Source organism: Pantoea sp. Ap-870 (genome assembly GCF_011752515.1).
In the GTDB taxonomy this organism is placed as follows: domain Bacteria; phylum Pseudomonadota; class Gammaproteobacteria; order Enterobacterales; family Enterobacteriaceae; genus Pantoea; species Pantoea dispersa.
In genome coordinates this window covers 128,152-141,873 of the sequence record NZ_VWXG01000002.1, presented here as the reverse complement: position 1 = coordinate 141,873, position 13,722 = coordinate 128,152, and the positions used below count along the sequence as shown (strand labels likewise).

Sequence of the window (13,722 nt, the reverse complement as noted above, 5' to 3'; positions counted from 1 at the left end):
TGAATAATTCATTTCCCCCAGCGCTGACGTAAATAATCGACTGCCTGCTGCGTCTGCGGCTGATTAAGGTAATCTTCGCGAAACAGAATGGTGCCGTCGATGTGCGGCAGCGATTCATTCAGATCGAGCTGTTTTTTCAGCTCGGGAACGCCGCCCTGAACCGTCCAGTCCGGCTCACTTTTTGAAGCTTCACCCACCTTATACAGCGCCACGCCGATGTAAAGCCGGGTGTGCGTTGGCTGTACCACATTGGCCCACCAGCGCGCCAGGACGTCATAGCGCGCGGCCTGACGGGCAAACGGCCAGTAGAGCTGCGGCGCGATGTAATCCAGCAGGCCAAGCTGCACCCAGCGGCGCGTGTCGGCATAGGCTTCATCATAAGCCGCCGCACCGCGCGTATCGGAGCCGGCCGCATCGTGCGACAGATTACGCCATACGCCCGCCGGGCTGACGCCGAACTCAACGCCCGGCTTGAGCTGTTTAATCGTGTGGGAAACCTGTTCGATCAGCAGCTGGGTATTGTGCCGCCGCCAGTCGGCTTTGCTGGCAAAGCCCGCGCCGTACTGGCGGAAGGTGGCGCTGTCATTGAGCGGCGATGCCGCGGTTTCGGTGTAGAAATAGTCATCGAACTGAACGCCATCAATGGCGTAGTTGGACACCACTTCCGCCACGATGCTGGTGATCCAGTCGCGCGCCGCCGGAATGCCCGGATCGAGCACGAAGCGGTCGCTGGCGGTGCGGATCCAGTCGCGATGCAGCACAAACACGCTGGCCGGCTGCAGCTGGAGCGTGTTGTTTAACGCCGTCACGGTGGCAGGTTTGGTATTGGTCGACACGCGATAAGGATTAAACCACGCATGCACCTTCATACCGCGTTTGTGCGCCTCGTCGAGGATAAATTGCAGCGGATCGTAACCCGGATCCTGCCCGATATTGCCGGTCAGGGTATCGGACCATGGCAGGATACGCGAACGCCACAGCGCGGTGCCATCGGGCTTCACCTGGAAAAACACCGTGTTGATCCCCAGGCTGTGCAGCTTATCCAGTTTGGCCGTCAGTGCCTGCTGCTGCTGGCGGATACGCAGTGCCGGGCTGGCTGTGACGGAGGATATCGGCGGCCAGTCGAGGCGCGACACCGTAGTGAGCCAGACGCCGCGCACTGGTTCAGTCTGCGCTGCGGGTTTAGCCGGAACAGGAGGTTTAGTCGGCGACGGAAACGGGGTGACCAGCGATTTTGGCGGCTCCGAGGCGCAGCTGGCCAGCAACAGCACGGCAGACAGCAGACGGGCGACGCGTTTAATGTGGGTAACAGAGAGGTAACGCGCTGAACAGGCTATGATAAACTCCGTTTCTTGTAGTCCGTTATTCGCAGGCGTTCATTCTCTGATCCTCAGACATAATGTCAAGACATTGGCTGATATGAATGCTGCCGCGGAGATGTCACGCGTCCCGCATCTTACAGGAGTTCTCACTATGCAATACGAAGACCTTTATCGCCGCATTGGCCAGATCATTTTCAGCTGTGGTCCCGACGGCGCGCAGGTGCTGGTAGTGCAGGCGGAGCTGTTTGCCGATGAGGAGGGCGGGCAGTTTCAGTTTAACTACCTTGATGAAAACGGCGAACCGGACTGGTTCGAGCCGGATGCGCGCGCGATTGGCGATCTCAGTGCCGCGCTGAAAGACTTTCAGCAATACTTTATCGAACATGAGATGACTGAAGGGCAGCCGGTGTGGACGCACTGCACCGTGACGATTAACGTGGCGGATGAGTCGATCAGTATTGATGTGCAGTAACGGCGGGCTTCCGTGCCCGTTAAGGCGAGCGTTACGAACGCAGCGCTACCATCTCCTCGCTGTTTTTACGCGCCGCGCGCTTGCGGTGCACAATCTGGCTGGCGACCAGCACCAGCAGCGTTAACAGCCCGGTGGCGATAATTTCGGAACGATGCTGCGCATTGAACAGCATTGACGTCAGTACGCCGACAATGAACACCATGGTGGCCCACGTCAGACCCGGGAACAGCCACATGCGATAGCTGAGCTGCTCGCCGCGCGCCTCGCGTTTTTTCCGCAGCACCAGATGCGAAGCGGCAATGACCAGATAAACCAGCAGCGCGATCGCACCGGAACTGGCCAGCAGGAACTCAAACACCGCGCTTGGCGCCAGATAGTTGGCGATCACCGCCAGAAATGCTGCGGCGGTAGACATCAGTACTGCGACCCACGGCGTGCCGCTGCGCGTGGTGCGCGAGGCCGCCGCTGGCGCATCCTGACGACGCGACAGGGAATAGAGCATGCGCGACGCGGTATAAAGCGCAGAATTAAGACAGCTGCATACCGCGATCAGCACCACCACATCGACAATCTGCCGGGCATACGGCACGTTCATCATCTCCATCGCCGTCTGGTAAGACCCGGCTTTCATCAGCGACGGCGTATTCCACGGCACCAGCGCCACCACCAGAAAGATCGACAGCAGATAAAACAGCGCAATACGCCAGATCACCGAGTTGGTGGCGTGGGTAATTTGCTTGCGCGGTTCGTTAGATTCGGCGGCGGCAATAGTGACGATTTCCGTGCCCATGAAAGAGAACATGGTGGTGAGAATGGCGGCGAGCACGGCACTGATACCGTTAGGCATAAAGCCGTTAGTGTCGTACAGATGTGAAATACCCTGCGTGCTGCTGCCGGGCAGCAGGCCAAACAGCGCCAGGCTGCCGGCACAAAGAAAGGCGACGATAGCCACCACTTTCAGCAGCGCGAACCAGAACTCAAACTCACCGTAGTTTTTCACGCTGAACAGGTTGCTGATGGTCAGGAAGCTGGTGATCGCCAGCGTGTATTCCCACACCGCCACCTGCGGGAACCAGCCGTGCAGAATGGTGCCGGCGGCGTTGGCCTCCAGCGGGATCACCAGTACCCAGAACCACCAGTAAAGCCAGCCGATGGTAAAGCCGGCCCAGCGGCCAAGAGACTTGTCGGCGTAAGTGGAGAAGGAACCGGAGTCCGGTGAGGCGACCGCCATCTCCGCCAGCATGCGCATAATAAGCACCACCAGCGCGCCGGCGGCGATATAGGCCAGAAGCACCGCCGGTCCGGCTTCGGCAATCGCATGGCCGGAACCGACAAACAGCCCGGCGCCAATCACTCCGGCAATCGACAGCATGCGCACGTGGCGGGGTTTCAGGCTTTGAGCCAGTACATCGGCATTCTGAGCAGTCATCAATATCTCTCCAGATCGTCTCTCAGGCAGGGCAGACCCCGCCTGTTATGCAGGTGAAACTTGCCTGCACGCGGCAGGCAAGCGATCGGACAATGGGTGGAACGCTAAGGCTGGCTGAGCAGGCTGTCGAGAATATCCAGCGCCTGACGGAACTGGGCATCCGGAATGGTGAGCGGATAGAGGAAGCGGATCACGTTACCCTGCGGGCCACAGGTCAGCAGCAGCAGACCGCGTGCCATCGCCTGTTGCTGCAGCGCCTGCGCCTGCTGCGCACTGGCAAACTCCACGGCTACCATTGAGCCCAGCGCACGCACGTCGGTAATCGACGCGTTAGCGCGGCGCGCGCGGTGCAGCAGTTCGCTCAGCGTCGCGCCCAGTTCGCTGGCGCGCTGGCACAGCTGTTCTTCGTCGATGACATCCAGCACCGCATGCGCGGCGGCAATCGACAGCGGATTGCCGGCGTAGGTACCGCCCAGCCCGCCCGGACCGGGCGCATCCATGATGTCAGCACGACCGCTCACCGCCGACAGCGGCATGCCGCCCGCCAGGCTTTTCGCCATGGTGATGAGATCGGGCTGCACGCTGTAATGTTCCATGGCAAACAGCTTGCCGGTGCGGGCAAATCCGCTCTGTACCTCATCGGCAATCAGCAGGATGCCGTGCTCATCGGCCAGTGCGCGCAGCTGCGTAAGAAACTCTGCCGGCGCGATGTGAAAACCGCCTTCGCCCTGTACCGGTTCCAGCACAATGGCGGCCACATCCTGCGGCGCGATGTCGTGGCTGAACAGATCGTGCAGGCTGGCGATAGAGTCCTCAACGCTGATGCCGGTGACCGCGTTAGGGTAGCGGGCGTGAAACACCGAGGCCGGCATCGGGCCAAAATCGCGCTTGTAAGGGGCCACTTTGCCGGTCATCGCCATGGTCATAAAAGTGCGGCCGTGAAAGGCGTTACCGAAGGTGATGATGCCGTGACGACGGGTAGCGGCGCGCGCCACTTTAACCGCATTCTCTACCGCTTCAGCGCCGGTGGTGAAAAAGGCGGTTTTGGCTTTACCGGCAATTGGCACCCGCTGATTGATGCGTTCCGCCAGCGCCACATAGCTCTCATACGGCGTGACCTGGAATGCGGTATGGGTGAATTTTGCTAACTGATCGGCAATGGCCTGCACGATACGCGGATGACGGTGGCCGGTGTTAAGCACCGCGATGCCGCCGGCGAAATCAATCCAGCTATTGCCCTCAACATCACGCAGCGTGGCGTTTTCGGCCTGATCGACATACCACTGACAAAGATTACCGGTGCCGCGCGGCAGCGCGTCATCTTTGCGTTGTTGCAACTGGCTGTTTTTACCTTCCATAACCTTTCCTTAGCGATAAGCGTCTTTACAAATCACGACAAACACGCTTATTTATGCCTGCACTGAGCGCGGTTGCCAGAGCCAATTTCACTGAGAAGGATGGAGCCAATTGCGGAGTTTGTACGCCGATCATGTATTGGAACGACTACAGTTTGTCGCGGAAGGCACGCTGCAGCAGCGCCTGCTGCACTGCATGCAGGCGGCGATTGTAGAGGGCATTTTCCCGCGCGGCTCACGCCTGCCAGCGACGCGTGATTTAGCGCGCGAGCTGGCGGTGTCGCGTAATACGGTGCTCAACGTCTATGAAAATCTGGTCGCGCAGGGATATGTCAGCGCGCGCACCGGCAGCGGCACCTGGATTGCAGAAAACCTGCCGGAAGGGTGCCTGAACAGCGCGCCGGCGCTGCCGCTCAGTGAACCCCTGATGAGTAAACCGGCGGCGATTTCAAAACGCGGCGCCACGCTGCTCGGTCACGCCAATGCCTCGCCTTATCAGTGGGGTGCGTTTGTGCCCGGCGCGCCGGATGTGCGTGAGTTTCCGCATAAGTTATTTAGCCAGATTCAGTCGCGCCTGAATCGCGAACCTGACATCGAGCGGCTGATTTACAGCAGTAACGGCGGCTGTCCGCAGCTGCGCCAGGCGCTGGCTGAGTATCTCAGCGTGGCGCGCTCGGTGCGTGCCGACGCCGATCAAATCATCATTACTGAAGGCATTCATCAGGCGGTGGATCTGGTGACGCGCGTGCTGTGCGACGCGGGCGATCCGGTGTGGATCGAGGAGCCAGGCTACTGGGGCACGCGCAACCTGTTACGCATTAACGGGCTAAAAATTCAGGCCAAAGCGGTGGATGAACAGGGCATTATCCCGGAGCTGGCACCGCGCAGCAAAGCGCCGAAGATGATTTTTGTGACACCGTCACACCAGTATCCGCTGGGGGTGCATCTCAGTCTGGAGCGGCGCAGGCAACTGCTCGACCTGGCGCGCAAACACAAAAGCTGGCTGGTGGAAGATGACTATGACAGCGAATTTCGCTTTGCCGGCCAGCCATTTCCGTCGTTGCAGGGCTTTGAGCCAGATGCGCCAGTGATCTACATGGGCACCTTCAGTAAAACGCTCTATCCCGCACTGCGTCTCGGCTATCTGGTGGTGCCGAAAGCGCTGGCGCAGCCGCTGCGCGTGGCGGCGGCGGAACTCTATCGCGGCGGCCATCTGCTGGTGCAGCGGGCACTGGCGGAGTTTATTCAGAAAGGCCACTACATGACACACATCCGCCGCATGCGCAAACTCTATAGTCAGCGCCGGCGCTTTATGATGACGCTGATTGAGCGCTACCTGGGCGCGGCCTTTATGCCGGTGGTCAATCATGAAGCCGGGCTGCATCTGGTGCTGAATCTGCCTCCGGGCTGCGATGATGTGGCGATTGCCGCGCTGGCGCTGCGACGCGGCGTGAAGGTGCGGCCGCTGTCGCAATACTATATGCATCCGCAGGAGCGACGCGGTCTGCTGCTCGGTTACGCCTGCGTGGATGAGCGCCAGTGTCAGGATGCGTTTGGTGTGCTCAAAGCCTGCCTGGTGGAAGCGGGCATCGCCGGGCGGGGATAGCCCCGGCGTGTGCCTTACGCCCGACCAATGCTGTCCAGTTGTGCAATCACTTCCGGGCTCAGCGTCAGCGCCGCGCTGGCCAGATTTTGCTGCAGATGCTGCGGCGAGGAGGTGCCGGGAATCAGCAGAATATTATCTGAGCGTTGCAACAGCCAGGCGAGCGCCACCTGCAGCGTACTGGCGTTGAGCGTGCTGGCCACCGCGCTGAGCTGTTCCGACTGCAGCGGCGAAAAACCGCCGAGCGGAAAGAACGGCACGTAGGGAATGCCCTGTGCGGCCAGCTGGTCGATCAGCGCATCATCCTGACGATTGGCGAGATTATACAGATTCTGTACGCAGGCAATCGGCGTCATCTGCTGTGCCTGCGCCACCTGACTGGCAGTCACGTTGCTCAGGCCAATGTGCCGAATCAGGCCACGCTGCTGCAACTTAATCATCGCCTCAATTTGCGGCTCCAGCGAGCCTTCTGCTGGCCCATGAACGCTCAGCATCGAGCGTAAATTGACCACCTCCAGCACGTCGAGCCCCAGATTACGCAGGTTATCTTCAACCGCCTGCGTCAGCTCCTCCGGCGTGCTGGCGGGCAGCCAGCCGCCTTTGGCATCACGTCGGGCACCCACTTTGGTCACCAGCAGCAGATCGCTGGGGTAAGGATAGAGCGCTTTTTTGATCAGCTGATTGGTGATGTGCGGCCCGTAAAAATCACTGGTGTCGATGTGATTCACACCGGCAGCCACGGCATCGCGCAGCACCTGTAGCGCGCGGGCTTCATCTTTTGGCGGGCCAAATACGCCGGGACCGGCCAGCTGCATGGCACCGTAGCCGAGACGGGCAACCTGACGGTCGCCCAGCGTATAAGTAGTTGTAGCCTGTGACATGTAAACCTCCTTCATCGGATAGTGTTTAAATTGTAATCACAACGGTGCTGTGCGACTATCCGTGTAAATCAGGACAGACTGTACGGAGTGACGCACAATGGCGCTGGATATGGCATTGCTGCATGCGGTAGTGGCGGTGGCAAAAGCCGGTGGATTTCGCGAGGCGGCGCGCATGAGCGGCAGCAATCCGTCGCGTTTGAGTGATGCGGTGCGGCGCGCCGAACAGCAACTGGGCGTTCGGCTGTTCAATCGCACCACGCGAACGGTGGTGCTGACCGAAGCGGGCCGGGCGCTGATGTCACGGCTGCTGCCCGCCATGAACGAAGTGGATGCGGCGCTGGATGCCCTGAACACGTTCCGTGACACGCCGGGCGGCACGCTGCGGCTGAACGTGCCGGTCAGCGCGGCGCGGCTGGTATTACCGGCGATTGTGCCGGGATTTTTGCAGCGCTATCCCGACATCCGGCTGGAGATCGTGGCGGAAAGTAATGTGCAGGACATTTTTCGCGACAGCTGCGATGCCGGTATCCGTTACGACGATCATCTGGAACAGGATATGGTGGCGCTGCCGATTGGTCCGCGCGTGCAGCGCTTTGCCGCGGCCGCGGCGCCGGCCTATCTGGCGGCTCACGGTACGCCGCAGCATCCGCGCGACCTGATGCAGCATCGCTGTCTGTATGGTCGTTATGCCACCGGGGTGACGGCCGAATGGGAGTTCAGCCGCGGCGCGGAACGCATCACGCTACAGCCGCAGGGGCCGCTGATTTGCAGCATAGGTGCGGCGATGGAGCTGACGGTGTCAACGGCCATCGCCGGTGCCGGCGTGGTCTACCTGTTTGAGGAATGGCTGAAGCCGGCGCTGGCCAACGGCAGTCTGCAACCGATTCTTGCCGACTGGTGGCTCAGCTTTCCCGGCCTGTGGCTGTATTACAACGATCGTCGGCTGATCCCGGCACCGCTGCAGGCGTTTCTCAGCTGGATACGCGAACTCAATGCGACGCCGGGTTGACCAGCAGCCCGGAAACCAGCAGCCGAAAGGCCTGCACCGCACGGGGCAGCGCCGCGACCGGCTCATCGGCAGCGGCAATCCACAGCGCGGCATTGAGCGCGGCGCCGTTGACCAGTTGCGCCGCCGCTTCGGTATCGACCGGTTTCACCGTACCTTCCTCAATCAGTTCCGCCAGCATGGCGGCGGTGGTGCGCAGACAGGCGGTCTGATTAGGCCAGCGCGACGGATCGCCCAGCACCGCCGGGCCATCCAGCAGCATGATGCGCTGGACTTCTGGCTCCAGCGACATCTCGATATAGGTAATGGCTTCCGCCAGAAACGCGTGCCAGCGAGTGTGATACTGCTGCCCGGCTGCGCGCATCTGCTCAAGAATCTCACCGTCAATCTGGTCAATAACCGCCTGCAATAACCCTTTCTTGTCGCCGAAATTATGATACAGCGCACCGCGCGTCAGCCCGGCGGCTGCCGTGAGGTCATCCATTGACGCTTCGCTGTAACCTTTCTGCGCAAACGCGCGTCGTGCAGCGGCAATCAGTTTGCCGCGCGTCTCTTCCACCTGGTTTGCCCGTCGTCTGGCTGCCATCGCTGTTCCTTAAATTTTGCATTGACATACGCCGCGTATGTAAAACATAGTAATACATACGCGGCGTATGTTAAAGCGAAAGCGGGCATAGCTAACCCGCTTTCTTCTCTCATCTTCAGGAGTACGATTATGAACAAACGCGATGCTGTTTTTCCAGCGGGCCGTCAGGCGTTGTACAACATCAATAAATACTCTGCGGCGATTCGCTCCGGCGACCTGCTGTTTGTTTCCGGCCAGGTAGGCAGCCGGGATGATGGCACCGCCGAGCCGGATTTCACGCGTCAGGTTAATCAGGCATTTACCAATCTCGCGGCGGTGCTGAAGGCCGCCGGTTGCAGTTTCGATGACGTGGTTGATGTCACTACGTTTCATACCGATCCGGAAGCGTAGTTCGCCACGGTGAACGAAGTCCGGCTGCGCTTCTTCGGCGATGAGCCTTATCCCAACTGGACGGCGGTGGGCGTCAACTGGCTGGCGGGTTATGATTTTGAAATCAAGGTAATTGCACGCATTCCGCAGTGAGCCAGCGTGCGGCGATCTGTTTTTAAGCTATAAAAAAAGCCGCTAACCGTTGCCGGTTAGCGGCTTATTTACTTCACGCCTAATCAGGCGCTCAGCAATTGATCAGCAGTTTTTTCTACCAGCGCCAGCAGCAGCTTGATGTCTTCCAGCGTGACGGTCGGGTTCAGCAGCGTCAGCTTCAGGCAGGTCACGCCTGCATGCTCGGTCACACCGACGTTAGCGCGGCCAGACTCCAGCAGCGCATCGCCGATACGCTGGTTGAACAGGGCGATCTGCGCGCTGTCGCTCAGCTGGGCTGGACGATAGCGGAACAGCACGCTGGCCAGCTGTGGCTGCATTACCAGTTCCAGACGCGGCTCAGATTCAACGAACTGCGCGACGTCCTGTGCCAGGCTTACGCCGTGGTCGATAATCGCGGCGTACTGTTTCTGACCCAGCGCTTCCAGACCCATCCACAGTTTCAGCGCATCGAAACGACGCGTGGTCTGCAGTGATTTGGACACCAGGTTCGGCACACCGGCTTCTTCATCGAACTCGGAGTTCAGGTAAGCTGCCTGATAACGCATCAGCTCATAGTGACGCGCGTCTTTCAGCAGGAACGCGCCGCAGCTGATGGTCTGGAAGTATTGTTTGTGGAAGTCGAGGGTGACGGAATCCACCAGCTCCAGACCATCCAGGTAATGACGATACTTTTCAGACAGCAGCAGCGCACCGCCCCAGGCCGCATCCACGTGCACCCAGATGTTGTGCTCGGCGGCGATGGCTGCGATTTCACGCAGCGGATCGATGGCGCCGGCATCGGTGGTGCCTGCCGTCGCGACGATCGCCAGGATCTGTTCGCCGTTGGCTTGAGCCTGTGCCAGTTTGGCTTTCAGGTCATTCACGTCCATACGGGCGAACTGATCCGATTTCACCTGCACCACAGACTGATAGCCGTGGCCCAGCAGCGCCATGTTCTTCTGCACGGAGAAGTGGGCGTTTTCTGAGCACAGCACTTTAATCTTACGCAGATCGCCAGTGATGCCGTGCTGCTGCACGGAATGGCCCTGACGTGCATAGAAAGCGTCACGTGCCAGCATCAGGCCCATCAGGTTGCTCTGCGTACCGCCGCTGGTGAACACGCCCGCATCACCGGCCGGATAGCCAACCTGCGCACGCAGCCACTCAATCAGTTTGATTTCAATAATGGTGGCAGAAGGGCTCTGATCCCACGAATCCATGCTCTGGTTAGTGGCGTTGATCAGCACTTCAGCCGCCTGGCTTACCACCAGGCTAGGACAGTGCAGGTGCGCAACGCACTGCGGATGGTGCACCGCCAGACTGTCTTTGAGGAAATATTCAATCGCACGTTCAATCGCGGCCTGGTTGCCCAGGCCGTTTGGATTGAAGTCGAGCGTGATACGCTCGCGCAGTTCGGCAACCGTTTTGCCCTGGTACATCTCAGGCTGTTGCAGCCACTGCACAACCGCGGCGCTGCTCTGGGCAATCGCCTGCTGGTACGCCTCAATGCTCGGGGCCGAGGCGGCCAGAATCGGGTTTACTTCAGACATTTACTCTTCCAGTCAAACAGGTTTGACGCCAGCGCCCAGCAGCGCCTGCTCAAATTTATCCAGGAACACGGCCAGCTCTTCATTGCTGATCAGCAGTGATGGCAGCAGGCGCAGTACCGCACCGTGACGACCGCCACGCTCCAGAATCAGACCGGCTTCGAAGCATTTTTTCTGCAGCAGTGCAGAGAGTTCGCCGTCGGCCGGGAAGCTGCCCATGTGGTCAGCTGGCTCGTGTGGCTTAACGATTTCGATACCGATCATCATCCCGAGGCCGCGTACGTGACCAATAACCGGGAAGCGTTTCGCCATCGCGTTCAGCTGGGCTTTCAGCCATTCACCCTGTTCTGCCACTTTGCCGGCGATGTTCTGCTCGGTCAGGATCTTCAGCGTCGCCAGACCGGTTGCCATCGCCAGCTGGTTGCCGCGGAAGGTACCGGTGTGGTGGCCAGGTGACCAGGCGTCAAACTGCTTTTTAATACCCAGCACGGCCAGAGGCAGACCGCCACCCACCGCTTTAGACATCACGATGATGTCTGGCTCAATGCCCGCGTGTTCGAAGGCAAAGAACTTACCGGTACGGGCAAAGCCAGCCTGGACTTCGTCAAGGATCAGCAGAATGCCGTGTTCCTGGGTCACTTTGCGGATGCGCTGCAGCCACTCAGCTGGCGCCGGGTTCACGCCGCCTTCACCCTGTACCGCTTCGAGGATCACGGCCGCAGGCTTACGCACGCCGCTTTCAACGTCGTTGATCAGGTTTTCGAAGTAGTAGGTCAGGGCTTTCACGCCAGCTTCGCCGCCGAGGCCCAGCGGGCAACGGTACAGGTGCGGGTAAGGCATGAACTGCACTTCTGGCATCATGCCGTCAACCGCTTCTTTCGGCGACAGGTTGCCGGTCACGGACAGCGCGCCGTGCGTCATCCCGTGGTAACCGCCAGAGAAGCTGATTACGCCGCTGCGGCCGGTGACTTTTTTCGCCAGTTTCAGCGCCGCTTCAACGGCATCAGCACCGGATGGACCGGTGAACTGCAGGCAGTACTCTTTACCCTGACCTGGCAGCAGCGAGAGCAGAGATTCGGAGAACTGATCTTTCAGTGGCGTCGTCAGATCAAGAGTATGTAACGGCAAGCCGCTGGTAATGACATTTTGGATGCTCTGCAGAACATCAGGATGGTTATGACCAAGTGCCAGCGTCCCTGCGCCAGCCAGACAGTCAAGATATTGTTTGTTTTCAACATCCGTAATCCACACGCCATTGGCTTTGGCAATCGCTAAAGGCAACTTGCGCGGGTAACTCCTGACGTTTGATTCAAACTCAGCCTGACGGGCTAAGAATGCGTCGTTGTTTCCGTTGAATGAGTTGGCACCAAAAGTATCAATACGGACTTTATCCGTCATCATATCTCTCCTTCAACCGGGGCTCGAACAGGCTGGCCGATTGACTAGTTGAACAAAAAAGTATCAGTGGCTCAAAAAACGCGGCCAATATAGAGCCTTTTGACGCACATCACAATGATTAATTTTGTTTAGAATTGTTTATTCTTTTCATATAGGAATCAGGACGTTGGACAGAAACTGGCCACTTATTTTAGCGCCGCGATATGAACAGGCGATTAAATAATCGTGTGAATAAAAAGACTTATGCCCGCCAGTGCCAGCCAAGGACCAAAGGGCAGCACGTAATGCAGCTCGCGTTGCCAGCCTAATCGGGCCAGCAGAACAAATAAAATTGCGCCTGTGCAAGCCAGTAACAGCACAAAGGGTAAAAGCGCCCAGCCAAGCCAGGCACCCAGCGCAGCCAGCAGTTTGGCGTCTCCGCCACCGAGACCGGGGCGCTTTTTTATCAGCTGGTAGAGTCCACCCATTAGCCGCAGTGCGCTGTAGCCGGCTATCGCGCCGAACACCGCGTCATGCAGCGTTCCGGGCAGCCAGTGCAGCGCTTTGAACAGCAGGCCAAGCCACAGCAGTGAAAGGGTGAGAGCGTCCGGCAACAGCAGATGCTCAATGTCGATGAGGGTCAGCGCCAGCAGAATCCAGGCGAGCAGCAGGGCGGCAGGCAGGCGGCTATCGGGCGGCAGCAGCCAGGCCAGCGCCAGGCTGATCGCGGCGGTGAGCAGTTCCGTCAGCGGGTAGCGCAGACTCACCGGGTGGTGGCAGTAGCGACAGCGTCCGCGTAATAGCAGCCAGCTGAGCAGCGGCAGCATATCGATCGCGCGCAGCGTGGTCTGGCAGTGTGGACAGTGCGAGCGCGGCAGCAGCAGGGGAATGCCGGGTTGCGGGTTCATTACCTGCTGCGGCAGGCGATAAATGACCACGTTGAGAAAGCTACCGACGCACAGCGCCAGCAGTGTACCGATTAGCCAGTAGGCGATTTCCATGATGTTTTCTCCTGCTGTCCATGCAGCGTTGGGTTTTTCTGTCGCCATCAATGGCGACCGTGCAGTTCATGGCGCGGTTACAGTGGGGGCGATTTTTTGCCCGATTGCACAGCAGGTTGCCATAAAGGTGCCGCATAACCTGTTTGCGCGATAAATCGCGCCGCTACGGATTTGTGCGGTTTGACGGCAGGTCACCATAAATGGCGACCCTACAGGTTTCGCCGGGCGCGCATTTATGCGCACCGCGAAATCGCGCCGCTACGGATTTGTGCGGTTTGATGGCAGGTCGCCATGAATGGCGACCCTACAAAACCTGTAGGGTGCGCATGGATGCGCACCGCGATCTGTCGACAACCCTGGCCGGTGTGCGAGAGTCACAATACGCCGGTGGAGACGGCGTGGCGAGCAGCAAAGCGGCGTTGCAGCGATTTGCAGCAGGATTTACGAGCGGGTTCCAGAGAACAGAGAAGATATAAGCGGGGATGCGTGAATTTCACCGGCTGGCAATGACCAAATCGATGCGAAGACAGGCAAAAATCCTATCGATGCGCTAGCTGAGGCTGGCAACAATCTAACCAATACACCAGCGGAGACAGATCATAATCCAATCAGTGCGCCAGC

The 13,722-nt window shown here is 59.2% G+C and carries 12 protein-coding genes and 1 pseudogene; 5 read left to right on the top strand and 8 right to left on the bottom strand.

The genetic code is table 11. The features are described from left to right. Nucleotides 1-8: 8 nt before the first annotated feature. Nucleotides 9-1,301 (bottom strand): glycoside hydrolase family 10 protein, encoded by a 1,293-nt coding sequence (locus F3J41_RS06740; protein WP_058770213.1) that lies wholly within the window; start codon nucleotides 1,299-1,301, stop codon nucleotides 9-11. 172 nt (nucleotides 1,302-1,473) lie between these two features. Between F3J41_RS06740 and F3J41_RS06735 the strand changes: the two genes are divergently transcribed. After that, complete coding sequence (locus F3J41_RS06735; protein ID WP_058759124.1) at nucleotides 1,474-1,794, top strand: hypothetical protein; 321 nt, start codon at nucleotides 1,474-1,476, stop codon at nucleotides 1,792-1,794. A 31-nt stretch (nucleotides 1,795-1,825) separates the two neighbouring features. Here the strand turns inward: F3J41_RS06735 and gabP are convergent, their stop codons facing one another. Then, entirely contained in the window at nucleotides 1,826-3,223 is a 1,398-nt protein-coding gene (gabP, locus tag F3J41_RS06730; protein ID WP_104093304.1) for a GABA permease, read from the bottom strand. Between the two features lie 104 nt (nucleotides 3,224-3,327). Further along, nucleotides 3,328-4,581 carry a 4-aminobutyrate--2-oxoglutarate transaminase gene (gene gabT, locus F3J41_RS06725; protein ID WP_166710371.1) on the bottom strand — a complete coding sequence of 418 codons (1,254 nt, stop codon included), beginning with the start codon at nucleotides 4,579-4,581 and terminating at the stop codon, nucleotides 3,328-3,330. Between the two features lie 109 nt (nucleotides 4,582-4,690). Between gabT and F3J41_RS06720 the strand changes: the two genes are divergently transcribed. Further along, nucleotides 4,691-6,184 carry a PLP-dependent aminotransferase family protein gene (locus F3J41_RS06720; protein ID WP_193751880.1) on the top strand — a complete coding sequence of 498 codons (1,494 nt, stop codon included), beginning with the start codon at nucleotides 4,691-4,693 and terminating at the stop codon, nucleotides 6,182-6,184. A gap of 14 nt (nucleotides 6,185-6,198) precedes the next feature. On the opposite strand, the gene F3J41_RS06715 is transcribed toward F3J41_RS06720, so the two are convergent. Further along, entirely contained in the window at nucleotides 6,199-7,062 is an 864-nt protein-coding gene (locus F3J41_RS06715; RefSeq protein ID WP_166710369.1) for an aldo/keto reductase family oxidoreductase, read from the bottom strand. Nucleotides 7,063-7,159: 97 nt separating this feature from the next. Here F3J41_RS06715 and F3J41_RS06710 point away from each other — a divergent pair, with 97 nt between their 5' ends. Then, the gene (locus tag F3J41_RS06710) at nucleotides 7,160-8,071 is read left to right on the top strand and encodes a LysR substrate-binding domain-containing protein (protein WP_166710367.1); all 912 of its coding nucleotides are present in this window, start codon (nucleotides 7,160-7,162) and stop codon (nucleotides 8,069-8,071) included. Here the strand turns inward: F3J41_RS06710 and F3J41_RS06705 are convergent. Further along, a complete protein-coding gene (locus tag F3J41_RS06705) occupies nucleotides 8,052-8,654 on the bottom strand; it encodes a TetR/AcrR family transcriptional regulator (protein WP_166710365.1) in 603 nt (200 codons plus the stop codon). The two genes, F3J41_RS06710 and F3J41_RS06705, sit on opposite strands and share 20 nt — an antisense overlap. 129 nt (nucleotides 8,655-8,783) lie before the next feature. On the opposite strand from F3J41_RS06705, the pseudogene F3J41_RS06700 reads away from it, so the two are divergent. Further along, nucleotides 8,784-9,176 (top strand): annotated as a pseudogene (locus F3J41_RS06700) (RidA family protein). Nucleotides 9,177-9,259: 83 nt separating this feature from the next. Here the strand turns inward: F3J41_RS06700 and F3J41_RS06695 are convergent. The 3 genes from F3J41_RS06695 to F3J41_RS06685 form a co-directional block, all read right to left on the bottom strand. Next, nucleotides 9,260-10,726, bottom strand: coding sequence for an aspartate aminotransferase family protein (locus F3J41_RS06695; protein ID WP_166710363.1), 1,467 nt, complete (start codon nucleotides 10,724-10,726; stop codon nucleotides 9,260-9,262). A 12-nt stretch (nucleotides 10,727-10,738) separates the two neighbouring features. Further along, nucleotides 10,739-12,121 (bottom strand): diaminobutyrate--2-oxoglutarate transaminase, encoded by a 1,383-nt coding sequence (locus tag F3J41_RS06690; protein ID WP_021509096.1) that lies wholly within the window; start codon nucleotides 12,119-12,121, stop codon nucleotides 10,739-10,741. A gap of 215 nt (nucleotides 12,122-12,336) precedes the next feature. Further along, nucleotides 12,337-13,101: an A24 family peptidase gene (locus F3J41_RS06685; protein ID WP_166710361.1), complete on the bottom strand. Its 765-nt coding sequence runs from the start codon at nucleotides 13,099-13,101 to the stop codon at nucleotides 12,337-12,339. Between F3J41_RS06685 and F3J41_RS06680 the strand changes: the two genes are divergently transcribed. Further along, nucleotides 13,100-13,255 carry a hypothetical protein gene (locus F3J41_RS06680; protein WP_155519926.1) on the top strand — a complete coding sequence of 52 codons (156 nt, stop codon included), beginning with the start codon at nucleotides 13,100-13,102 and terminating at the stop codon, nucleotides 13,253-13,255. The genes F3J41_RS06685 and F3J41_RS06680 overlap by 2 nt on opposite strands. Nucleotides 13,256-13,722: the final 467 nt, after the last annotated feature.

Excerpts from the sequence above, each read along its gene's own strand:
- F3J41_RS06735 (WP_058759124.1), top strand. The coding sequence starts at position 1,474 with ATGCAATACGAAGACCTTTATCGCCGCATTGGCCAGATCATTTTCAGC.
- gabP (WP_104093304.1), bottom strand. The coding sequence starts at position 3,223 with ATGACTGCTCAGAATGCCGATGTACTGGCTCAAAGCCTGAAACCCCGC.
- gabT (WP_166710371.1), bottom strand. The coding sequence starts at position 4,581 with ATGGAAGGTAAAAACAGCCAGTTGCAACAACGCAAAGATGACGCGCTG.
- F3J41_RS06715 (WP_166710369.1), bottom strand. The coding sequence starts at position 7,062 with ATGTCACAGGCTACAACTACTTATACGCTGGGCGACCGTCAGGTTGCC.
- F3J41_RS06710 (WP_166710367.1), top strand. The coding sequence starts at position 7,160 with ATGGCGCTGGATATGGCATTGCTGCATGCGGTAGTGGCGGTGGCAAAA.
- F3J41_RS06705 (WP_166710365.1), bottom strand. The coding sequence starts at position 8,654 with ATGGCAGCCAGACGACGGGCAAACCAGGTGGAAGAGACGCGCGGCAAA.
- F3J41_RS06695 (WP_166710363.1), bottom strand. The coding sequence starts at position 10,726 with ATGTCTGAAGTAAACCCGATTCTGGCCGCCTCGGCCCCGAGCATTGAG.
- F3J41_RS06690 (WP_021509096.1), bottom strand. The coding sequence starts at position 12,121 with ATGACGGATAAAGTCCGTATTGATACTTTTGGTGCCAACTCATTCAAC.
- F3J41_RS06680 (WP_155519926.1), top strand. The coding sequence starts at position 13,100 with ATGATGTTTTCTCCTGCTGTCCATGCAGCGTTGGGTTTTTCTGTCGCC.
- F3J41_RS06685 (WP_166710361.1), bottom strand. The coding sequence starts at position 13,101 with ATGGAAATCGCCTACTGGCTAATCGGTACACTGCTGGCGCTGTGCGTC.